Annotated in this window: 19 protein-coding genes and 2 pseudogenes; 4 read left to right on the forward strand and 17 right to left on the reverse strand. The window is 64.7% G+C overall.

Annotation, left to right across the window (positions count from 1 at the left end; translation table 11 throughout):
- Positions 1–292 precede the first annotated feature (292 nt).
- The 11 genes and pseudogenes from QM712_RS25275 to QM712_RS25325 all read right to left on the reverse strand — a co-directional run bounded on the left by QM712_RS25275 (position 293) and on the right by QM712_RS25325 (position 12,831).
- Entirely contained in the window at positions 293–1,945 is a 1,653-nt protein-coding gene (locus QM712_RS25275) for an NAD-dependent malic enzyme (RefSeq protein WP_415025871.1), read from the reverse strand.
- A 152-nt stretch (positions 1,946–2,097) separates the two neighbouring features.
- Positions 2,098–3,108, reverse strand: a complete 1,011-nt coding sequence (locus QM712_RS25280) for a tripartite tricarboxylate transporter substrate-binding protein (RefSeq protein WP_415025889.1) — start codon at positions 3,106–3,108, stop codon at positions 2,098–2,100.
- A gap of 102 nt (positions 3,109–3,210) precedes the next feature.
- Positions 3,211–5,550 carry a mechanosensitive ion channel domain-containing protein gene (locus tag QM712_RS25285; RefSeq protein WP_415025872.1) on the reverse strand — a complete coding sequence of 780 codons (2,340 nt, stop codon included), beginning with the start codon at positions 5,548–5,550 and terminating at the stop codon, positions 3,211–3,213.
- 658 nt (positions 5,551–6,208) lie between these two features.
- A complete protein-coding gene (locus QM712_RS25290) occupies positions 6,209–6,472 on the reverse strand; it encodes a DUF3551 domain-containing protein (RefSeq protein WP_415025873.1) in 264 nt (87 codons plus the stop codon).
- 100 nt (positions 6,473–6,572) lie between these two features.
- On the reverse strand, positions 6,573–7,496 hold the full coding sequence (locus QM712_RS25295; protein WP_415025874.1) for a polyphosphate kinase 2 family protein: 924 nt from the start codon (positions 7,494–7,496) through the stop codon (positions 6,573–6,575).
- A pseudogene (locus tag QM712_RS25300) lies at positions 7,459–8,476 on the reverse strand (branched-chain amino acid ABC transporter permease); the annotation flags it as partial. The pseudogene QM712_RS25300 and the gene QM712_RS25295, both read right to left, overlap by 38 nt.
- Positions 8,473–9,354 (reverse strand): branched-chain amino acid ABC transporter permease, encoded by an 882-nt coding sequence (locus QM712_RS25305; protein WP_415025875.1) that lies wholly within the window; start codon positions 9,352–9,354, stop codon positions 8,473–8,475. The gene QM712_RS25305 and the pseudogene QM712_RS25300, both read right to left, overlap by 4 nt.
- A gap of 18 nt (positions 9,355–9,372) precedes the next feature.
- On the reverse strand, positions 9,373–10,077 hold the full coding sequence (locus QM712_RS25310; protein WP_415025876.1) for an ABC transporter ATP-binding protein: 705 nt from the start codon (positions 10,075–10,077) through the stop codon (positions 9,373–9,375).
- A 6-nt stretch (positions 10,078–10,083) separates the two neighbouring features.
- On the reverse strand, positions 10,084–10,851 hold the full coding sequence (locus QM712_RS25315) for an ABC transporter ATP-binding protein (RefSeq protein ID WP_415025877.1): 768 nt from the start codon (positions 10,849–10,851) through the stop codon (positions 10,084–10,086).
- A 220-nt stretch (positions 10,852–11,071) separates the two neighbouring features.
- On the reverse strand, positions 11,072–11,776 hold the full coding sequence (locus QM712_RS25320; RefSeq protein ID WP_415025878.1) for an NUDIX hydrolase: 705 nt from the start codon (positions 11,774–11,776) through the stop codon (positions 11,072–11,074).
- Positions 11,777–11,805: 29 nt separating this feature from the next.
- Positions 11,806–12,831: an ABC transporter substrate-binding protein gene (locus QM712_RS25325; RefSeq protein ID WP_415025879.1), complete on the reverse strand. Its 1,026-nt coding sequence runs from the start codon at positions 12,829–12,831 to the stop codon at positions 11,806–11,808.
- 135 nt (positions 12,832–12,966) lie between these two features.
- On the opposite strand from QM712_RS25325, the gene QM712_RS25330 reads away from it, so the two are divergent.
- The gene (locus QM712_RS25330) at positions 12,967–13,416 is read left to right on the forward strand and encodes a cupin domain-containing protein (protein ID WP_415025880.1); all 450 of its coding nucleotides are present in this window, start codon (positions 12,967–12,969) and stop codon (positions 13,414–13,416) included.
- 48 nt (positions 13,417–13,464) lie between these two features.
- On the opposite strand, the gene QM712_RS25335 is transcribed toward QM712_RS25330, so the two are convergent.
- A complete protein-coding gene (locus tag QM712_RS25335; protein ID WP_415025881.1) occupies positions 13,465–14,253 on the reverse strand; it encodes an ABC transporter permease in 789 nt (262 codons plus the stop codon).
- Positions 14,253–15,068 carry an ABC transporter ATP-binding protein gene (locus tag QM712_RS25340; RefSeq protein WP_415025882.1) on the reverse strand — a complete coding sequence of 272 codons (816 nt, stop codon included), beginning with the start codon at positions 15,066–15,068 and terminating at the stop codon, positions 14,253–14,255. The genes QM712_RS25335 and QM712_RS25340 overlap by 1 nt, the downstream gene beginning before the upstream one ends.
- Positions 15,069–15,202: 134 nt before the next feature.
- On the opposite strand from QM712_RS25340, the gene QM712_RS25345 reads away from it, so the two are divergent.
- Both QM712_RS25345 and QM712_RS25350 read left to right on the forward strand, forming a co-directional pair.
- Positions 15,203–15,985 carry an ATP-binding cassette domain-containing protein gene (locus QM712_RS25345; RefSeq protein WP_415025883.1) on the forward strand — a complete coding sequence of 261 codons (783 nt, stop codon included), beginning with the start codon at positions 15,203–15,205 and terminating at the stop codon, positions 15,983–15,985.
- Entirely contained in the window at positions 15,982–17,541 is a 1,560-nt protein-coding gene (locus tag QM712_RS25350) for a glycine betaine ABC transporter substrate-binding protein (RefSeq protein ID WP_415025884.1), read from the forward strand. The genes QM712_RS25345 and QM712_RS25350 overlap by 4 nt, the downstream gene beginning before the upstream one ends.
- Positions 17,542–17,585: 44 nt before the next feature.
- On the opposite strand, the gene QM712_RS25355 is transcribed toward QM712_RS25350, so the two are convergent.
- The 3 genes from QM712_RS25355 to QM712_RS25365 all read right to left on the reverse strand — a co-directional run bounded on the left by QM712_RS25355 (position 17,586) and on the right by QM712_RS25365 (position 20,726).
- On the reverse strand, positions 17,586–17,978 hold the full coding sequence (locus QM712_RS25355) for a rhodanese-like domain-containing protein (protein ID WP_415025885.1): 393 nt from the start codon (positions 17,976–17,978) through the stop codon (positions 17,586–17,588).
- Positions 17,979–18,118: 140 nt separating this feature from the next.
- Entirely contained in the window at positions 18,119–19,831 is a 1,713-nt protein-coding gene (locus QM712_RS25360) for a sulfatase-like hydrolase/transferase (RefSeq protein WP_415025886.1), read from the reverse strand.
- Between the two features lie 325 nt (positions 19,832–20,156).
- Entirely contained in the window at positions 20,157–20,726 is a 570-nt protein-coding gene (locus QM712_RS25365) for a TetR/AcrR family transcriptional regulator (protein ID WP_415025887.1), read from the reverse strand.
- Positions 20,727–20,915: 189 nt separating this feature from the next.
- Here QM712_RS25365 and QM712_RS25370 point away from each other — a divergent pair, with 189 nt between their 5' ends.
- Complete coding sequence (locus QM712_RS25370; RefSeq protein ID WP_415025888.1) at positions 20,916–21,536, forward strand: hypothetical protein; 621 nt, start codon at positions 20,916–20,918, stop codon at positions 21,534–21,536.
- A gap of 475 nt (positions 21,537–22,011) precedes the next feature.
- Here the strand turns inward: QM712_RS25370 and QM712_RS25375 are convergent.
- Positions 22,012–22,321: pseudogene (locus tag QM712_RS25375) on the reverse strand (ketol-acid reductoisomerase); the annotation flags it as partial.

Genomic DNA, 22,321 nt, shown 5'->3' on the forward strand with positions numbered 1-22,321 from the left:
AGTTTTCTTGTAACGCTACAGACTGTCGCATATGCGACCGCGCGGCACAACGGCGATTCCATCTGAACTGGTATCGCCGCTGACCTGTTCGCGATCCGGCGGGTCGCCCCGCCGATCAAACGGCCTGAGAACCTGACAGGTCACCATGCCCGGCCTGCCCCGCCTGCGGGGACGAAAGCCCCCCTTATCCAGGTTCGTCGCGCCATCTGCGAAGCGTGGATGACCGGGACGAGCCCGGCCGCGAGATATGGGAGTGCCGGCGCGCAAACCGCGCCGTTCGGGCTTGGCGACGTCAGTACGCGGGATCGTACATCTGCGACTGGACCAGACCCTTCACGTCGTTGGGTGCGGGTCCGTCCGCCAGCCCGCGCTGATAAGCGACGTCTGCGACCGCGACGGCAATCCGGGCCGAGACCTCGCGGATGCGCGGCAGCGCGGGATAGAGGCTCCCCTGCGCGAGGTCGTCCGTGCCGACGGAATTCGCAAGTGTGTGCGCGGCGGCCATGAACATCTCGTCGGTCACCAACCGCGAGCGGCTGGCGATGACACCGAGACCGACACCGGGGAAGATGTAGGAATTGTTGCCCTGGCGCGGCACGAAGGTACGGCCGTTGAGCTTCACCGGGTCGTATGGACTGCCACAGGCAAACAGCGCGCGGCCCTCGGTATAGCGATAGGCGTCCTCCGCCGAGCACTCGGCCTTCGAGGTCGGGTTGGACAGCGCGAACACGATCGGCTGTTCGTTGAGTTCGGCCATCGCCCTCAGCACCTCGGGCGTAAAGGCGCCGCCGACCGCGGCAACGCCGATGATCGCCGTCGGCTTCAGCGTCCGGATCGCGGTCAGGAAGTCCGCGATCTGGTCCTGATCCGTGTGCGCATAGCGGAGCTTGTGGCCGGACAGGCCGGCGCGGCCGGCAACGACGAGGCCGCGGGAGTCCACAAGCCAGTTGCGCCGGAGTGCTTCGGCCTCGGAGGCTCCCTCCGCCATCATGGCGGAGACGACGAGGTCCGCGATGCCGGTTGCCGCCTCCCCCGCACCGAGGAACAGGATGCGCTGGTCCCTCAGCTTGCCGCCCGTGATGCGCAACGCCGAGAACAGACCCGCGAGTGCCACCGCCGCCGTGCCCTGGATGTCGTCGTTGAAGACGCAGGCTTCGTCGCGATATTTGTGCAGCAGCTTGAACGCCGAGTGATTGGCGAAATCCTCGAACTGGATCAGCACGCCGGGAAAGGTCTTGCGCGCGGCCTGCATGAACTCATCGACGAAGCTGTCATAGGCCTCGCCCGTGAGCCGCCGCTCGCGCAGGCCCAGATAATAGGGATCGTTGAGCAATTCCTCGTTGTTGGTGCCGACATCGAGCACGATCGGCAGGCAGTGCTCGGGATGCACGCCGGCGCAGGCCGAATAGAGCGAGAGCTTGCCGACCGGGATACCCATGCCGTTGGCACCGAGATCGCCAAGCCCCAGGATGCGCTCGCCGTCGGTGACGACGATCAGCTTCGCCGGATAGGGCCAGTTCTTGAGGATTTCCGCGATCTGACCGCGATCGCGCGAGGAGATGAACATGCCGCGCGGCCGCTGGAAGATCAGGCCGTACTTCTGGCAGGCGAGCCCGACCGTGGGCGTGTAGATGATCGGCTGGATCTCGTCGATGTTGTCGATGATGACACGAAAGAACAGCGTCTCGTTACGGTCGTGCAGCGCATTGAGCGCGACGTATTTCTCGAGGTCCGTCGGCAGCGTGCGCAGATTGGTGAGCACACGCTCGACCTGCATCTCCATCGTCAGCACGCAGGGCGGCAGAAGGCCACGCAGGCCGAGCGCCGCGCGCTCCGCCTCGGTGAATGCGGTACCCTTGTTGATGAGGGGATCGCGCAACAGCGCCATGCCATTTGCGGAATCGGTTGGTGTCGATTGGGCGCTGACCCGAGCAGGTCTATTCACGAATTCCCCCGGAACGTTTTTTATTGAAGGGCACGCATTGTCTGCCAGCACTCACCCGAGATCAAGGACGTAGAAACTCGTGGACCGATTGTGATCTCGCACCGCAGCGAGATTGTCGCGCGTCTCGGGACGTGGAAGAGCGCGCGAGACAATTACTCCGGCTTGATGTCGGCGGCCTTGACGACCGGCCACCATTTCTCGGTCTCCGCCTTCTGGAAAGCTCCGAGTGCCGCGGGTGTCTGCTGGTCGGGCGACGGAATCTCCTGTCCCAATTCGGCAAAGCGCTGCTTGACCGAAGGTTCGGCAAGCGCGGTGACGATGGCCGCGTTGAGCTTCGCCACGATGTCCTTCGGTGTGTTCTTCGGTGCCCAGACACCGTGCCAGTAGGAGATGTAGAGGCCGGGCAGGCCCGCCTCGTCCACGGTTGGAACGTCAGGCGCCGATGCGAGCCGCGTCGGCGACGTCACCGCGAACGCCTTGATCGCACCGTTCTTGACCTGCGGCAGCGAGTTCGAGGCCTGGTCGAACATGATGTCGATCTGGCCCGCGACGAGATCGATCATGGCGGGCCCGGCACCGCGATAGGGCACGAACTGGAAGTCGGTGCCGGTCTTCTCCTTGAAGAAGACGCCGGCGACATGCGCGCCCGTTCCCGCACCGGCCGTTCCGGCGGTGGCCTTGCCGGGGTTGGCCTTCAGCCAGGCGATCAGCTCCTTCAGATTGCCGGCTTCGAGCGACTTTCGCCCGACGATGAGTTGAGTTCCCATCGCGATCATCGCGACCGGCTCGAAATCCGCGACGACGTCGTAGGGCAGCTTGAAGATCGCGCCGTTCAGCACATGCGTACCCCAATGGCCGATCGTGATCGTCGTGCCGTCCGGGGCTGCACGTGCAACGCGGGCCCCCGCGATGCTGCCGGAGGCGCCGGCGACATTCTCGACCACGATCGTGGTGTGCAGTTCGGCCGCGATCCGTTCGGACAGGATCCGCGCCAGCGTATCGGTCGGCCCGCCTGCCGCGAACGGCACCACGAGTGTGATCGGGCGCGAGGGAAACGGCTCGGCCCCGGCCGGCGTCGCCAACGCCGTACATCCGATCAGCGCGCAAACGATCAGCGCACAGTCGATCATTCGGCCGCGCAATCCGGCCCACAGCCCCCGCACCATCTCCCACCCCTCTTCACGCTGCCCGCATGTCGTCTGCAGGCTGGAGGCGGAGTGAACGCTGCCCGATCGACGGAGGCAAGCCGGAAATTTGCCGACCGACTATCCGGTCGCCCGCCGCGGCGTGAGATGAGTAGCCGCGTCGGCGGGCGGTGCGATCTGCATCAGGATGGTCTGGGCGGCGGAAGCGACCTCGATCCCGTTCTGCTGGAAGCGCAGCTTCATGCGGCGATTGAACTCGCGCTGCACCGGCCAGCGGCCCGATTCGGTGCAGCGGATCTGGCCGACGATCGACACCATCGCGCCATCGACCTTGTCCACACCCCAGAGTTCGAGATCCCCGCGTATCAGCGCCCGGAATTCCGGCTCGCGGCGCATCTCCTCGACGATGTCCTTGAGGATCTGCCCGGCGCGGTCGGTGTCTTCCTTGTAAGCGACGTTGACGCTGACCGAGGCGTTGCCGGCGCCGCGACTGGCATTGGTGATGGTCGTGACCGCGCTGAACGGCACGATGTGAACGGCGCCGTCGCCGGCGCGCAGGCGGATGGTGCGGATCGAGACGTTCTCGACCACGCCGGTCAGGCCCGACACGCTGACGGTGTCGCCGACCTGGACCGTGTTCTCCAGCAGCAGGAACAGGCCGGTGATGAGGTCCTGCACCAGTTTCTGCGAGCCGAAACCGATGGCGATGCCGACAATGCCGGCACCCGCCAGCAACGGCGCGACGTTGACGCCGATCTCGCTGAGCGCCGTGAGGCCGACGACCGTGGCGATCAGACAGAGCAGTGCCGTTCGCAGCATCGGCTGGAACGTGCGCAAGCGTGCGGCGCGGGCGTAGTGCCCGTCCCGCGACAGCGTATTGATCTGGCGGTCCATCAGCGCGTTGCTCGCCTCCCAGATCGCCGCGGCGATGGCGGCGGCGATGCCGATCGTCACCACGGCCGAGAGCAGCCGGCTGCCGATCTGGCCGCCGTAGAACCAGACGATGGCATCGACGCCCCAGACCTCGAGCACGGCGACGAAGCCGATGAAGGCGATGACGCCCGCGACGACCTTGCGCAGCAGCGGCAGATAGCGGTTGGCGCGGATCTCGAGCCCGGGGAAGCGCTGGAGGATCTCCGGATTGATCCGGAAGCCGCGATCGATCAGGCTCAGCGTCACCATGATGGCAACGCGCGTGACGAGCGCCACGGCGACCGTGCCGACGAAATATTGCAGCAGCAGCGAGTAGCCGTTGCGGATGTTCAGCGCCCAGACCGCCCACAGCGCCAGATCGAGCGCGATCGCGAGATAGTGCCAACCGCCGGCGATGCGGTTGCGCAGACGCGCTGAAATTCCCTGCCGGTCGGCGGGAGCACGGATGGCCTCCGCCACCTGACGGCGGCATTGCAGGATGATGACGACGACGAAGAGATGCACGACCAGCATCACCATGCGCAACAGCGCGGCATAGCCGGCGGGATGCAGGCCGAGCAGCAACGCCACATTCGCGAAGGCGATGCCTGACACGCCGACGCCGACGATGCGGCGCGCCCAGATCTCGATGTAGGCGGCCGTCTCGGCGCGTACCGGAAACAGGCCGAACGGGCCGGCCAGCGCGCGGACGACGCAGATGAGCCCGCGCGAGAACGCATAGGCGTTCACGACCGCGAGCATCACGAGACGCGCGGTGACGGGATCCCCGATCTCGGTTCCGAGCAAAGCGGTGGCCACGCCGACGAAGACGAACACCGGCAGCAATTCGAGCGCGAGGCGTCCGAGCACGAACGGCAGCCGCAACAGCAACTGCCACACCCGCGCCAGGCTGTGGCGGCGCTTGTGCAAATCAGGCGCAGCCGTGACGTCTGCCGCCGACGACGGCGGATCAGCGATCGGAAGCGCCTGTATCGGCAGCCGCGCGGTCTGCGGCACGCGCGTCTCCAGGAAGGCGACCGGACGCCGGATCAGCCGGAAGATCACCCATTCCGCAGAGAACGCGCAGCCGAACACCAGCGCCAGTTTCCAGGCGATCTCGATCAGGAGATCGTAGGCCGTGGGATCATTCGCGGTCCGTACGATCCAGTAATAGAACGCCGGGAAATGAGTCAGTGTCCGGGCCATCCCGGCGATCTCGCGCGAGATGTCGCCGATCTGTTCGGACACGGTGAGGAGCAGTTGCGCGCCGAGGCTGTCGGCGGACAGCGGTATCGGAGACTTCTGCGCGGGGGCCGGAACCGGCGGCTGCTGCGGGCCCGACGCGTTGGCGATCGCGCGCAACGTGTCGATCATCTGCGCGCGCTTCTGATCGTCCTGAAGCGTGTCCAGCGCACGCTTCGCCTCGTCCGGCGACAATGCGGCGGCACTGGTCGCGGCCGGCGCTGGCGGCTCGGCGCGGGCGATGGACAGAGACGAGATTGCGAGAAAGAGAACGGCGAGAAACGCCTGGGCAAGCTTGTGCGACACGATGATTCCCTAAAAAAGATGCGCCCTGGCGGGGTGGACTGACACCGCCGGTGCGCATCGTCATGTCGGATCATCGCTATTCGCCCCGATCCTGTGTCGGAAGTTTGCCAATGAGACGACATTCTCTTGGCATTTGCCGCAGCGGAGGAACGGGAACCGCGAGTTCCCGCGTGGTCAAGCGCCAGATCGCAGAGCGGCGATGTTCGGGACGCGCAGGAAACGCAGGAGCGGTCGCAACGAGACGGGAAATGGCAGCGCGATCGCGGATGGGAGAAGGATAAGGTGAGGACGCCCTGACAAGATACGCCGCCGGGAAGGTAAGGGGCTTTGCCTCACTGATGCAGCCCGCTTGTACCTTGTCCCGGCGTGCCGTTCGCGGATTTCGCCGCTATGCGATAGTCCGAACGCGATCCATCGCAATCAACGCGGCTGGATTTGCGGAGGTGGAGTCATAGACCTCCCCTTGCTCTTGTGTTCGACGTGTCGCTTGTCTGCGACCAAGGGCATGCTCCTCCTGCGACATAAAACTGTCAAGCAGGAACACCATTGCAAAAATCACATTTGGAAACGTGTTCCCGATGCCGAACGCTTCTGCAACCGGCGTCACGTCACGACGTGGACGCGCTCAGCTCTGCCGATGCGAATACGATGCTGCAATCTAGCGAACGATCCGCCGCGGCTTCGTCGGACGAACCTCGGAAGCGCGTGTGAAATAGGGATTGATTAGGCAGGTCGCCGGCCGCCCCGATGCGGCGGCCCCGCATTGTGCGAGCGAGGAAAATACGCAATCCATCCGCTCGCCCTCAAGCTCGCCGAAGACATGCAGGCAGACCGGATGACTGGGATCGTAGGTCTGTGCCTGCGCGGGAGCAAACGACAGAAGCGCAGCAAGCGCGGACATCACGAGAGCGGACTTGATCACGGCAACCTCGAATCGAAAACGAATTTTGGCAGCGTCACCCTAGAGCAACCGCGGAGGGCATCAAAGCCCGCCATCGGCCGTGCGGCAGCCTGCGCGGAGATCAGCGCTTGCCGCGCCCCTTGCCTTCGCGCTCCAGCGCCTTGCGCACCTCCGCGAACTCCGCCAGCGAGGCCTTGTCGGCACGGGGAAAATGCAGATCGAGCCGCTCGAGGGCAGCGACGATGACCGATCCGATCACGACCCGTGCGAACCATTTGTGGTCGGCCGGCACGACGTACCAGGGCGCGTGGGATGTCGAGGTATGCCGGACGATGTCCTGGTAGACGGCCTGGTAGCGCGGCCACAGCGCGCGCTCCTTGATGTCGTCCATGGAGAACTTCCACAGCTTGGCCGGGTCTTCCAGCCGGTCGAGGAAGCGTTCGCGCTGCTCCTCCTTGGAGAGATTGAGAAAGAACTTCAGGACCACGGTGCCGTTGCGCGTGAGATAACGCTCGAAGCTGGAAATGTCCTCGAACCTTTCCTTCCAGATGTCCTTGGTCAGGACCTTCTGCGGAAGCTTCTCCTTGGCGAGGACCTCCGGATGTACACGCGTCACCAGGCATTCTTCGTAGTGCGAACGGTTGAAGATGCCGATATGGCCGCGTTCCGGCAGCGCGATCACGTGACGCCAGAGAAAGTCGTGATTGAGCTCCTTGGTGCTCGGCTGCTTGAACGAATGGACCTCGCAGCCCTGCGGGTTGATGCCTTCGAAGATCGCCTTGATCGCGGAGTCCTTGCCGCCTGCGTCCATGCCCTGGAGCACGATCAGCAGCGACCAGCGGTCCTGGGCATAGAGCTTCTCCTGGAAGTCGACGAGGTGCTTCTTGTTGGCGTCGAGGATGGCCTGCGCCTCTTCCTTGTCGAGATCGCCCTTCTCGTTGGTCTTGTGCTCCTTCAGGTGAAACTTGCCGGTCCCGTCGTAGCGGAACGGCGTGATGTAGCGGTCGAGTTGTTCGGCGAGCGATTTGGACGGCTTTTTGCTCATGAGCTAGGAGATACCTTGCGTTGCGGCTTCAATCGATCCAGCAGGCTACCAAGGATGCCCTTCGGAAGGAATATGATGAAAAGCACGAGCAGCACGCCGTAGACGAGGTTGTCCCAGCCGACCGCCCGGGTGCCGAAGCCGATCCGGAGGGCTTCGGCGAGCAGGATGGTGATGATCGCTCCGACGGTCGGCCCCAGCGAGACGTAGAGGCCGCCGACGATCGCCGCGAACACCATCTGGAGCGACACCGCGATGCCGCTGACGGTGTCGGGCGTGATGAACATCTGGTACTGGCAGTAGATGGCGCCGGCCAGCGCCGTCATCAGCGCGCTGACCAGCGTGATCTTCAGTTTCTCCGCGGTCACATCCACGCCTGCCGCGGCCGCCGCGTCCTCGTCCTCGGAGATCGCCTCGAGTGCATGGCGGCTCATGCTGCGGTCAACCCAGTGCCATATCGCGATTCCGCCCAGCCAGACCGCAAGCGCGATCAGATACCAGGTCGTCTTGTCGTCGAACTGCAGCGCGGCGAGCTTGTTTCCCGGTGCACGGTTGGGCGTATAGCCGAGCGAGCCGCCGGTGTAGTCGCGCGTGGCCGTGATGACCTGGAGGACGATCCCGGAGAGCGCCAGCGTCACCAGCACGAAATAGTGGCCGGTGATGCGAAAGCGGAAACAGGGATAGCCGACGACCAGGGCCAGCACACCGGCCGCAAACATGCTGACGGGAATGCCGATCCACGGCGACAGGCCGAGATGGTTCCACAACAGCGCGGTGACGTAGGCCCCGATTCCCATGAAGCCGCCATGGCCGAGGGAAACGAGGCCGAACCGTCCCATCACCGACCACGACGTATAGGCGAACGACCAGATCAGGATCAGCACGAGGATGTGCAGATGATAGGGGTCGCGATGGAGGAAAGGCAGAGCAATCAGCGCGGCAAGCGCGATCGTCCACGCCACGAGCCGTCCCTGCCCCGTCATCGACGCCTCGCGAGCAGGCCCGCGGGCCGGATGAACATCATGACGATGAAGAATGCGAAGGCCAGCACGTAGCCCCATTCGAGGTCGGAGAACAGGCCGCCGAGCGAGATAATCTCGGCGAACACGAAGGCGGCGATGAAGCCGCCGATGAAATTGCCGAGGCCTCCGAGAACACAGATCAGGAACGTGATCGGCCCGAACGACAGCCCGACGAAGGGATGCACGTCGTATTGCAGCACCAGCAGGCAGGCGGCGAGCCCGGCCAGCGCGCCGCCGAGGGCCGAGGTGACGAGATAGATCCGCTTCGTGTCGACGCCCATCAGCGCCATGATCTGCCGGTCCTGCGAAATCGCGCGGATCGCGGTGCCAGTGAAGGTGCGGGTCATGAACAGGTAGACCGCGATCATGCCGACCAGCGCGGCCAGGAAGGACAGGAGCCGCGCATAGCTGAAATTCATGTCGCCGAATGCGAGCACCGGCAGGCGGATGCCGAGATTACGAAAGTCGACGCCGAAGGCGACCGTCGCGAAGCTCTGCAGCACGAACAGAACCCCGCCGGTCGCGAGCAGCTGGTTGATGGGAGGCGCGGCCAGCAGCGGCGCGATCACGAGATAGTGCAGGAGCGCACCGAGCGCCGCCACCAGCAGGATGGTGAGGGGCGCGGCGATGAAATAGCTGACGCCATAGTACTGCACCAGGAAGTACATGGCGTACATGCCGATCATCACGAGTTCCGCGTAACAGATCCAGGTCACGTCGATCACGCCGAAGATCAGGTTGAGCCCGAGCGCGAGCAGCGCCAGCACGCCACCGAGCAGGATGCCGTTGATCACGGCTTCCAGCAGATAGATGTCGAAGATGTCCAGGAATGCCTGCATCGTCTTCTGCCTGCCCGCTCACACACCGAGATAAGCTTCCTTGACCGTGTCGTTCGCCAGCATCTCGGCCGACGTGCCGGAGCTGCGGATCGTGCCGGCTTCGATCAGGTAGGCACGATCGACCACGCGCAGCACCTGCTGCACGTTCTGTTCGACGATCAGCACCGTCAGACCGCGCGCGCGGATTCGTCTCACGAGTTCGAACACCTGCTGCACCACCACGGGCGCGAGCCCTGCCGAAGGCTCGTCGAGCAGCAGCAGCTTCGGATCTGACATCAACGCGCGGCCGATCGCGCACATCTGTTGCTCGCCGCCGGACATCGTGCCCGCCATCTGACGGCGGCGCTCCTTCAGGCGCGGAAACAGATCGAACACGACCTCCAGCCGTTCGGAATAGCGAGCGCGCGCCTCTTTCATGAATGCGCCCATCTTGAGATTGTCGTCGACCGAAAGCTGCGGAAACAGCCTGCGGTTCTCCGGCACATGCGCGATTCCGAGACTGACGATCCTGTGGGGCGGCGTCGCCAGAACATCGACGCCGTCCATGCTGATGGTCCCGCGCGAAGGGCGGATCAGGCCGGAGATGACGCGCATCAGCGTGGTCTTGCCGGCGCCGTTCGGACCGATGACACCGATCGCCTCGCCGGCCTTCACGTCGAGATCGACGTCGAACAGTGCCTGGAAATGACCATATCCGGCGTTGACCGACCGCAACTCCAGCATCGCCGGCTAGCCTCCCGCGCGGCGGCGCGCTTCAGCGGCCGCGGCTTGCGTGGTCCCGGCATCGGTGCCGAGATAGACCTCGATCACCCTGGGATCGCCGGCAACCGCACTCGGCAATCCCTCGGAAATCTTCTCGCCATGGTCGAGCACCATGACCCGGTCGACCACCCGCATCAGCACGCCCATGATGTGCTCGACCCAGATGATGGTGATGCCGAGTTCGTCGCGGATGTTGCGCAGCATGTCGGCCGCCTGATCCATTTCCGTCTCGTCGAGGCCGCCGAGGCTCTCGTCGGCAAGCAGCAATTTCGGCGCGGTGGCGAGCGCCTTGGCCAGTTCGAGCTTCTTCAGGCCGGCGGCTCCCAGGCCGTCGACACCGGCGTGACGATCGGTCGGTAAGCCCACCATCGCGAGCGAGCGCTCCGCTGCCTCCTCTGCCCTGGCACGGCTCTGCCGCCCCTGCCCATAGAATCCGGCGAGCGTGACGTTCTCGAAAATGGTCAGGCGGCGAAACGGGCGCGGGATCTGGAAGGTGCGGCCGATGCCGCGGTTGATGATCCGGTGCGGCGCCAGGCCTGCGATCTCATGGCCGGCGAACAGGATGGATCCGGCTGTCGGCGCCAGCGTGCCGGAAAGCATGTTGAAGATGGTGCTCTTGCCCGAGCCGTTGGGCCCGATCAGGCCGAGGATCTCGCCTTGATCGACCCTGAACGATACGCTGTTGACGGCCGTGAAGCCGCCGAACCGCTTCACCAGCCCGTTGACCTCCAGCACCGGCGCTCTCCGCTAGCAGGTGCGTGGCAGCGGCACGACCTTGCGCCGCACTAGAACGGTCGAATGCGTCACGGAAACTGCGATCGGCGGCCCACGAAGAAAGCAGGCAACCATGCGCATGCGCATCTGAACCTCCCTCGACGATTGTGCATCGCATTCTTCTTGTCTTTGCTTTTCACCCATCACATGGGCTGCGAGGTGCGATGTCAAGTCTCGCGCGTCAGCGCGCGGCGAACTGCTGCTCGACGAAGGCCGTGACAAAGCGCGGCATGGTCGGCGTGAGATCGCCAGTCGCGCGCACGAGGTGAATGGCCGAAAGCTCGGCCTCGTCCTGGAGCGCAAGATTGCCTTCGATCCGGGTGCGGATCGCTTCGCCCGGCATATCCAGATCGAGGATCTGGATCATCGCGATCGCACGGCCGGAGACGATGCAGTACCAGCCCGGCTCCACAACGTAGTCGGCGGCGGTCAGGCCGGTCTCTTCCTCGATCTCGCGGGCGACACTGCCGGGGATGTCGAGCCTGCCGTCCCTGATGTCGTCCAGATCGGGCGTGCCCGAGGGAAAATAGATGCGGCCCGCATTGGCCGTGTGCCGCGCCATTTCCCCCATCACGAAGGCGCCGTCGGAGGTCCGCAGCGCGCCCATGCCGAAACCGTTGAACACGGCCGGATCCGGAAAGCCCCAATCGCGCCAGGCGAGGAAGCTCGCGAAATCGGTCTCGAAATAGGTCGCCGAGAGATGACCATCCGCAAACACCGCATCCCGCCCCAGCAGGACGCGGCCGTTCCACATCCTGGGCAGCTCGCGCTGCTTCTCGGCGAAATGAGCGGCGATATCGGCGCGCCGCTCTTCGGCGAATGGCCAGATCATCGGCCGGACGGCAAGATCGAGCGTCGTGACGCGGTGGATGATCGGAGAGGTCATGACGCCTGATTACAACGCGTTCGCGTCAGTTATTTGGCGCTCCCCGTGGTCTTCTTGGCCTGGTCGACGAACCTGTTGGTGAAGGTCTTGGTGACGTCGATCTTGGCGTTCGCCACCTCCGGCGATCCGACGCTGAACACCGCGAGCACCGCGTCCGCACCCTTCGGATCCATCTTGCCGGTCTCGGAAAACATCGGGATCGTGTTCTTCAGGGCGGCGAGATAGAGATCCTTGTTCTTGCCGACCATCTCGTCGGGCATCTTCGCCATGATCTCCTCGGGCGAATGCGAATGGATCCAGGCGAGCGTGGCGAGCATCGCGTTGGTGAGCGCCTGCGTCTCCTTCTCGTGGCCGGCCACCCAGGCCGCGGTCGAATACAGCGCGCCGCCCGGATATTCGCCACCGAACGTCTCGAGCGTGTCCTTCTGCGTACGGGTGTCGCTGAGGATGCGCAGGTCCTTGTGGCTGCCCTGGAGCACGGTGACGGACGGATCGAGCATCACGGCCGCGTCGAGCTGCCCCTGCTCCATCGCAGCGACCGCCGTGGCACCGAGGCCGACGCCGATCACGGCTGTGCCGGCGGGATCGAGCCCGTTCTTCTTCAGGAGATATTTCAGGAAGAAATCGGTGGAGGAGCCCGGCGCGCTGACGCCGACTTTCTTGCCGGCGAGATCCTTGACCGACTTGATGTCGTTCGTGCGCGACGGCGCGACCACCAGCACGAGGCCGGGATAGCGGTCATAGACCACGAAAGCCTGGAGCTCCTGCTTCTTGGCCGCCAGATTGACGCAATGGTCGAAATAGCCGGAGACGACGTCGGCGCTGCCGCCGAGCACGGCCTTCAACGCGTCCGAACCGCCTTTGAGGTCCACGAGCTCGACCTTGAGGCCCGCCTTCTCGTATTCGCCGAGCTGCTTGGCCAGCACCGTCGGCAAATAGCACAGGCAGGCGCCGCCACCGACCGCGATCGTGACCTTGCTTTGCGCCGCCGCAAAACCGGTGGTGAGCGTCAGCGCGAGCAGCGCGCCGGCGAGCCTGGCAATCGTGTTCTTCATTGGTTTCCTCCGTTCGGCCGGCGCACCATAATGCAGTGCACCCGGCTTGAGAAGCGCAACCGGAAACTCTGGCCATGGACCTTTCGGCGCAATAGCATGCGCGCACAACAACACTTCTAAACGGGGAGAACGTCCATGAATCGCCTTGCTGCCGGGCTGTCGATCGCCGCCGCCTTTGCCGCCGGATGCGGCGCGACCCACCTGCTCCGGCCGGCGCTCGCCGCGGAGAGCATCACCGCGCAGATCATTCATACCGGCGAAATGGAAGGCGAGGCACTCGGCCCTGCCAACAAGGTCGGATACCGATCCAAGACGTTCATGACCGCCGACGGTTCGACCGTGTCGATCCAGGTCGGCAACGTGCCGAAGCACCTGCATGCCAACACCAACGAGATCCAGTACATCCTGGACGGGACCGGGACGATCTGGCTCGGCGACAAGGAAGTGACGGTCAAGCCGGGCGATCTCGTCATCATTCCGAAGGGCACGCCGCACGGCGGCACCAAGCCGATCAGCGGACAGGTCAAGGCGATCGCGATCAAGACGCCGCCTCAGGCCCCCGACGACGTCAAGCTGCTGGACTGAGCCATCACGCGCGGGGCCCGCGCCGATGCGCGGGCTACCGTCTCGCAACTAGCCGCGTCCGTCCGACGTGGTCGGCCGCCACACCAGAAGTCGCCGCTCCACCAGCGTGACGCCCAGATCGATCAGGATGACGAAGGCCGACAGCACGAACATGCCGGCGAACACGCCGGCAACGTCGAACACGCCCTCGGCCTGCTGGATCAGATAGCCGAGCCCCGCCGCCGATCCCAGATATTCGCCGACGACCGCACCGACCACGGCGAAGCCGACCGAGGTGTGCAGCGAAGAAAACATCCACGACAGCGCCGACGGCCAATAGACGTGCTGCATCAACTGCCGCTCGCTCATGCCGAGCATGCGGCCGTTGTCGAGCACCGTGCGGCTGACCTCCTTGACGCCCTGGTAGACGTTGAAGAATACGATGAAGAACACCAGCGTCACGCCGAGAGCGACCTTGGACCAGATGCCGAGGCCAAGCCACAGCGCGAAGATCGGCGCGAGCACGACCCGCGGCAGAGCGTTCGCCATCTTCACGTAGGGATCGAACACCGCGGCGACCAGCGGCTGGCGCGCGAACCAGAAGCCGACCAGCACGCCGCCGACCGAACCGATCACGAAGGCAAGGATGGATTCCCAGAGCGTGATCGCCAAATGCTTCCAGATCACGCCGCTCGCGAACCACTTCACGATCTGGCTGAACACGTCGACCGGATTGGAGAAGAAGAACGGCGGCAGCAGGATCTTGCCGAACACCGGTACGCTCGACAGCACCTGCCACATCGCGATGCCGACGACGGCGACCAGCACTTGCAACGCAAGCAGTGTCACGCGCGACATCATATTGCCTCCGCCTGGGTGGATTGCGCGTAGCCCTTCATCACCTCGTCCTTGAGTACGCCCCAGATCTCGCGGTGGAGCGCATGGAAATCCTTGTCCAGCCGGACCTCGAAGATGTCGCGTGGGCGCGGCAGCGTCACGCGCCAGTCGCCGATGATGCGCGACGATGGCCCGGCCGACATGATCACGACCCTGTCGGCGAGCGCGATCGCCTCTTCGAGATCATGGGTCACGAACAGCACCGCCTTGCGGTCGGCATTCCAGAGATCGAGCAGCAGATTGCCCATCACCTGCCGGGTCTGCGCGTCGAGCGGCCCGAATGGCTCGTCCATCAGCAGGATCTTCGGATCACGGATCAGCACCTGCGCCAGCGCCACGCGCTTGCGCTGGCCGCCTGAGAGCATGTGCGGATAGCGTCCCGCGAAGGCGCCGAGACCGACGGAAGCAAGCCATTTCTGCGCGCGCGGCAGCGCCTCGGCGCGCGGCGTGCCCTTGATCTCGAGCCCGATCGCGACATTGTCCAGCGCGGTTTTCCAGGGGAACAAGGCGTCGGCCTGGAACAGGTAGCCGGCATCCCGGTTGAGACCGGCAAGCGGCCGGTCGAATATCGTCACGCTGCCGGCGGCCGGCGTCAGGAGGCCCGCTGCGACGTTCAGGAGTGTGGATTTTCCGCAGCCCGTTGGACCGACAATGGCGACGAACTCGCCCTGCGCGACCGTGAGATGTGCCTTCTCGACCGCCGTATAGACCCGACCGTCCCCCAGCCGGAACGCAACCTTGGCATCTTGCAGCGCCACCGCCGTGGGCGTCGTCATGTGCTTCCTCCAAACCCGGAGGATGCCTTAGCCTCTCACGCGGCCAAGTTCAATCAACCGGCCGGGCGTGCTAGGCATGGGGCTCGTCATCCCTTTCACTCGCCTCCCGAAGGTGAGCAAGAGAGCCCCGCCCGATGCCTTCCAAACCGATGATCGGCTACGCGCATGTCAGAAAGAGCTTCGGGCCGGTGAAGGCCGTGGACGACGTGTCCCTCGACATCGCCGAGAGCGAGTTTCTGGCCATCGTCGGCGGATCGGGCTCGGGCAAGACGACGCTGCTGCGCCTGGCCAATCGTTTGATCGAGGCGGACGGCGGCACCATCACGGTCGAGGGTGAGGATATCGCCACCCTCGATCCGGTCGCCCTGCGGCGCCGGATCGGTTACGTCTTCCAGAGCGGCGGCCTGTTCCCGCATCTGAGCGTTGCCGACAATATCGGGATCACGCCCCGACTGCTGGGCATGCCGGCCGCGAACATCGCCAAGCGCGTCGACGAGCTGCTGGCGCTCGTTCAGCTCGATCGTGATGCACATCGCGACCGGCTGCCCGAGGCGCTGTCCGGCGGCCAGCGCCAGCGCGTCGGCGTGGCGCGCGCGCTGGCGGCCGGGCCCCGCATCGTTCTGATGGACGAGCCGTTCGGGGCGCTCGATCCCCTCACCCGTGATGCGCTCGGCGAGGATTTTCGCGAATTGCATCGCAAGCTCGGCCTGACCACCGTGATGATCACCCATGACATGACGGAAGCGATCCTGCTCGCCGACCGCATCGCGGTGATGCGCGGCGGGCGACTGCTCGGGCTCGGCACGCCGGCCGAGTTGTCGAAGAGCCGCGACGACTATGTGCTGGAGCTGTTGCGCACGCCGCGCCGGCAGGTCGAGCGATTGAACACATTGCTGCCGCAGAGCGGTCCGGCATGAGCCTGCTGACCGATCCGCGCTGGAGCGAGGCGCTGTCGCACCTGCCCGATTATCTCGGCAACCACGTGCGCGTGAGTCTGGCCGCGCTCGCGCTCGGCCTCGTCGTCAGCCTGCCGCTCGCGATCCTGACGCGTAACCGTCCCACGCCGCGCGCCGTCCTGCTCGCTCTCGCAAGTATCGTGCAGACCGTGCCGGGACTGGCGCTGCTGGCGCTGTTCTATCCGCTGCTGCTGGCGACGGCCTCGGTCACGCTCGCCTGGTTCGGCTTCTCCTTCTCCGCCTTCGGTTTCCTGCCGGCGATGCTGGCGCTCGCGCTCTACTCGATGCTGCCGGTCCTGCGCAACGGCATCACCGGGTTGAACGGCATCGACCCAGCCCTGATCGAGGCAGCCAAGGGCGTCGGAATGACGCCGCGCCAGTCGCTCGTGATGGTCGAGCTGCCGCTGGCGCTGCCGGTGATGATGGCTGGCATCCGCACCGCCGCGGTCTGGGTCATCGGTACCGCGACGCTGTCGACGCCGATCGGGCAGACCAGCCTCGGCAACTACATCTTCGCCGGCCTGCAGACCCAGAACTGGGTGTTCGTGCTGTTCGGCTGTCTTGCATCCGCCCTGCTCGCACTCGCCGTCGATCAATTGCTCGGCCTGATCGAGAACGGGCTGCACCGCCGCAGCTGCCTGCGCACCGGGCTCGGCGTGGCCGGGATCGCGGCGCTGGTCGCCGCGACGCTGGTGCCGACGATGGCACGCACGTCGCAGAGCTATGTCGTCGGCGCCAAGACGTTCGCCGAGCAATATGTGCTGTCCGCTCTGCTCAGGGAGCGTCTGCAGGCGGCCGGACTCTCCGCCACCACGCGCGCAGGCCTCGGCTCGAGCGTGATCTTCGAGGCGCTGAAGGCCGGCGATATCGATCTCTATGTCGATTACTCCGGCACGCTCTGGGCCAACCAGTTGCACCGGGCCGACATCAAGCCGCGCGCGGAGTTGCTTGCGGAATTGAAGGCCACGCTCGCCCGGGAGAACATCACCCTGCTCGGCGAACTCGGCTTCGAGAATGCCTATGCGTTGGTGATCCCCAGGAAGCGCGCCGAAGCGCTCGGCATCCGCAGCATCGCCGACCTCGCCACGAACGCATCGACGCTGTCGATCGCAGGCGACTACGAATTCTTCTCGCGTCCCGAATGGGCCGCCCTGCAGAAGACCTACGGCCTTCAGTTCCGCGCGCAACGCCAGATGCAGCCGGACTTCATGTATGCGGCCGTCGCCAGCGGCGATGTCGACGTGATCGCGGGCTACACCAGCGACGGGCTGATCGCGAAATACGATCTCGTCGCGCTCGACGATCCCCGGCACGCGATCCCGCCCTATGACGCCATCCTGCTGCTGGCGCCGAAGCGCGCCGGCGACGAGCGGTTGCAGGCGGCGCTGAGACCGCTGCTCGGCAGCATCGACATCGCCACGATGCGCGAAGCCAATCTGCGGGCCAGCGGCAACGACGCGAATTCGTCACCGGATCTGGTGGCGAGATGGCTGTGGGAGAAGATCGGCCGGCGCTAGGATACTCCTGTCCCCGGCGCCGGCGTACTGCTCTTGCGCGCCCTTTATCCCTGCCCGGCCGGCTTCTCGACGGCGCCGCCTGCGTCGACCCAATCCTTGAAGCCGCCGACATTGTAGACGCGGCTGTAGCCCATGTCCTGAAGCAGCTTGCCGGCCAGGGCGGAACGGCCGCCGGAGGCACAATAGAGGATCACGGCCTTGTCCTTGGCGAAGGCCTTGTCGTGATAGGGCGAGTCGGGATCAGCACGAAACTCCAGCATGCCGCGGGAGACATTCAGCGCGCCCTGAACCTTGCCGCTTTTCTCGATCTCCGGCGCATCGCGCACGTCGAGCACGAGAACGCTGCCGTTCCAGATCATCTCCTTTGCCTCGTCCGGCGTGATCTTCCGCACGACGGCGTTGGCGGCCTCTAGCATCTGCTTCACGGAAATTGCCAATGAAATTCTCCTTAGGATCGCGGGTTGGTCGAATGCCTCCCCTTAACCGGCATCGCCTCGGCTTCGCGTCCTTCGTTCGGATGAGGAGAGCGCGAAGATGCGGCATCGACACCCGGCACGCATCGACCCTCGTCGGGCGGCTAAAGCCCCCGGATCATCCCCGCATTGATCAGCAACCGGTTCAGCCGCCGCGCCTCCGCGCCGTCCTTGCAGCCGTAGAAGATGCCCTTGCAGCGAAGCATGATCTCCTTCTGCTCGGCGAAGGACGGATCGAGCGGAATGCCGGCGGCTTCCTGGATCACCAGCGGCAGATAGGGACCGTCGATCGTATCCATCACGGCGTCGCTCTTCACCGGCTCGAAATTGACGGCATCGATCGCGTAATAGGTCGCATAGAGGCGGGGATCGTAATCGTCGAGCTTCTTGCCGATGGCGCCTTCATCGAGCCCGGGCTCGAGAATCTGCGGCGCGAATTCCGGCTGATGGTCGCCATAGCGCACGATCAGGAAGGGTTTTCCGGGAAACGCCTTCTTCAGATCCGCGACGAAGGCCTTGTACTGCTCGGCGCTCATCGCCTGGCGGCGCAGATATTCGTCGATCGCCGGTGTATTGCCCGGCGCGCGCCAGTTCCGCATCAAGTCCGGACGGAAACGAGTCTCCCAAGGAAAATGATTGGCGCCGAGATAGATGAAGGTGAACAGCGGCTTGTTCGACGGCTGCTGCCCCATCAACTGGAGCGCCTTGTCGTAGAAGAAGGAGTCCGGTTCGACATCCTTCGCGCCGAGATCCTTCGAATCGAAGAAGCGCTCGATCCCCGTCGTCGTCTGGAAGCTGCGTGCGCCCATGAAGCCGCCATTTGCGGGATAGAGCGATGCGGTGTCGTAGCCGCAGCGGCGAAGCGCCAGCGGCAGGCCACGCTCGACGCGGCCCGATGCGATGCGCGTCACGAAATAGGCGAAGCGGCCGAACGAGCGCGAGGAGAGGCCCGCGAGCACGTTGTATTCGGTGAACCAGCTCGGTCCGCCATTGCTCTCGGCAAGGAAGGCGCGCTCCCTGCCGTCATAGGACTTGAAATGGCTGCCATAGCCGGGCGGCACCTTGATGCCCTGCGCGGCCCGGATGTCGAAGCTGGATTCATCATGGATCATGACGATGTTGGGCCGGCGGCCGGCGGGATGGCAGGCGTCGACCAAGGGCACGTTGAGGTACTCGTTGGTCGAGGCGGCCGACTCCATGAAGCCGAATTGCGCGAAGTCGGCGACCGCGGTGACGCCGGAGCGGAAGAATTTCGAGAGGTAGCCGTCGTCGTAATAGCCGCGCCAGGCCTCGTCGGGATGGCTGATCGAATAGCCGACGAGCGCGGCGAGGCACGCCAGCATGGACGCGAGCGCCGGCAGGCGGCGGATGCGAAACGGATCGAGCCACCACAACGCATACATCAGCGGCAGCGTGACCAGGCCCGCTCCGATCACCGACCAGCGCAGGTTCGGAAAGATCGTGAACAGGAAGGCGACGGTGTCGCGGTCGATCATCATCAGATCGATGAAGTTCACCGTCATCTGCACCACGTCGTGCTTGAGGCGCGACAGCAGCACCAGGACGACGACCATGGTCAGCGACAGCGCGCCCGACAAGGCGGGTCGCCGCAGCAGCGTGATCCAGAGGAAATTCAGGATGCCCCAGGCCAGCACGAAAACGAGGCGCGAGCTGAAATCGGTCTCGGTCTCGTACATCAGCGCGAGGGCCGCGAGGTGCGGTGCGGCGACCGCGAGCAGGCGCCAGATCCCAAGCGCGGCGACGCTCGCCAGCACGGCGGTTGCGGCAGAAGGGCCTGGGTTGGGCGCGGACGCCATCGACGGCACGCAATACGTTGGGTCCGGCGCGATGATGCCAAGCCGTGTGGTGGGCCTATCAACGGCCAAGGCGTACGGCGCAGCCGGAAGCCTGCACCGTGTCATAAAACTGTAATCGAACGGTCACGCACAGGCAACGCGCGGGGCGATGCGACCTTCGCTTAATACGAACGGGCGACGAAGCGCCGCAGTTGGGGGGCGCGTCACTCCATCCCCCGCCCCAAACGTGCACGAAGCGAGTGTCTCGAAGAGGAGGCCGGCCCGGACCTTCACCGTTCGAGACGGCGCGATCGCGCCTCCTCACCAGGAGGATGGCGCAGCATTGCTAGCGCTTCGCGATCCCTGCAATGAACAGATCGATCACCGACTCTGCCATCCGCGCGATCTCCGCCTCCTCCACCCCCCAGCGCGGGAAATGGCCGTCGAGATTCATCCGGGCAAAGCCGTAGACCAGGGCGCGGCCGGCGATCTGGATGGACTTGAGGTCGGCCGGTCGCAGCAAGCCCTGCTCCGCGGCGTCGGCCAGCATCCGTTCGGTCAGCGCGACCAGTTCCGCATTGTCGCGCGACAACCCCGCTGCACTGCCGTGGGCGAAGTAGCGTCCCGTCGAGATGATCTCGAAATGCGCGGGATTGCGCATCGCCCAGCGCAGATACGCAAGGCCGAAGGCACGGAAACGGGCGAGCGGGTCGGCGACCGGCGCATCGCTCAGCGCCGCCTCGATCTCGACCCGGAAACGCCGCTGCGCTTCCTCGGCCGCCGCCGCCATCAGCGCATCGCGGTTGGGAAAGTGCCGGAACGGCGCGCCCGGGGACACGGCGGCCCGGCGCGCGGCTTCGCGCACCGACACCTCGGCGCCCTCGGCCGCCAGTTGCAGCGCGGCATCGATCAGCACCCGGCGAAGGTCGCCGTGATGATAGGGCCGGGCTTCCGAAGCTGGGCGGCGGGCACGCGGCTTGGACGGCTGACGAGAGGGCATGGTGCCTTCTACCATCAAGCGAACGTGAATGTAAGCAGCGATTACACCATTGACGGTCATGCGCTTGCGAAATGTAATCGATGATTGCATAAGGAGACAATCGTCATGTCACGACGTCACGAATGGTTCGAAGGCTGGCGGCTGCTCGTCACCCTCACGCTGGGCCTGATCGCCCTCTCCCTCTGGATCGCGTCGATGCGTCAGTTCGAGGTCGAGGGCGTACGCATGGTGATCCGTTTCACGGCGCGCAGCTCGCTGCTGCTGTTCTGCCTTGCCTTCGGAGCGAGCGCGCTGGCACGCCTCTGGCCCAACGCCTGGACACGCTGGCAGCGCCGCAATCGACGCTCTCTCGGTCTGAGTTTCGCGGTCTCCCATGCGATCCACGCCGCCGCGATCGTCGCTTTCGCCCGAATGGATCCCGCCGGCTTTGCCGAGAGGACCTCTGCCGCGTCCTTCATCTTCGGCGGCCTGGGCTATGCCTTCATCATCGCGATGAGCGCGACTTCGTTCGACCGCACCGCCGCATTGATCGGGCCTCGCGCCTGGCGGGCGCTGCACCTCGTCGGCGGATACTACCTATGGTTCCAGTTCATGGTGTCGTTCGGCAAACGCGTGCCGGCGATGCCGCTCTATGCCGCTTTCCTCATTCCGCTGCTCGCGGTGATGGTGCTTCGGCTCATCGCGATGGCGTCTGACCCGGTCCGGCAGGCGGCCGCAGCGCCGTAGCTGACGGCCGGGAGACTGCAACCCGGATGTCGTTTCTTGGAATGAAGCGACACATCAGCGGCACGCGGCGAGATCGATTGCATGATGAGAGAGCAGATAAAGAGCCGAAGCTTTGACTCTGAATACGCTGGGGTTTTAGCGTTTAGAGGTCTGCCCGAAAACCTCGGAAACGACGTGAGATCAAGAATGTGGTTTAAGCGTCAGTTCTTGCGGCTCAGGCCGTACATCATCTCGCCAAGAATTTGAATGAAGCAGCAATGCTTCGCGGGAGATGAAAAGAGCGAGACCGCTGTCTGCGATCTCGCTCCAATATAGTCGCCAAGGTTTAAGAATTGGTTTGGCGAACGAAGCCCGTATATCTCTCGTCACTCCGGCGCGCCTGAAGCGCGAACCATGGTGCCCAATTGCGCACCTGAACTCTCGATCATGAGCTCCGGAGTCCGGGGACGCATCGCGCCCCCGGAATGACGACGACTTAGTTCTTCGACTTGTCGACCAGCGCGCCCTTCTTGATCCAGGGCATCATGTCGCGCAGCTTGGCGCCGACTTCCTCGATAGGGTGCTCTGCGAGCTTGGCACGGGTCGCCTTGAACGAGGTCTGGTTGACCTTGTTCTCGAGCATCCAGTCACGGGCGAACTTGCCGCCCTGGATGTCGGCGAGAACGCGCTTCATCTCGGCCTTGGTCTCTGCGGTCACGATGCGCGGACCGGTGACGTATTCGCCGTACTCGGCGGTGTTGGAGATCGAGTAGTTCATGTTGGCGATGCCGCCTTCATAGATCAGG

It is taken from the genome of Bradyrhizobium sp. (assembly GCF_047605465.1).
Classification (GTDB): Bacteria; Pseudomonadota; Alphaproteobacteria; order Rhizobiales; family Xanthobacteraceae; genus Bradyrhizobium.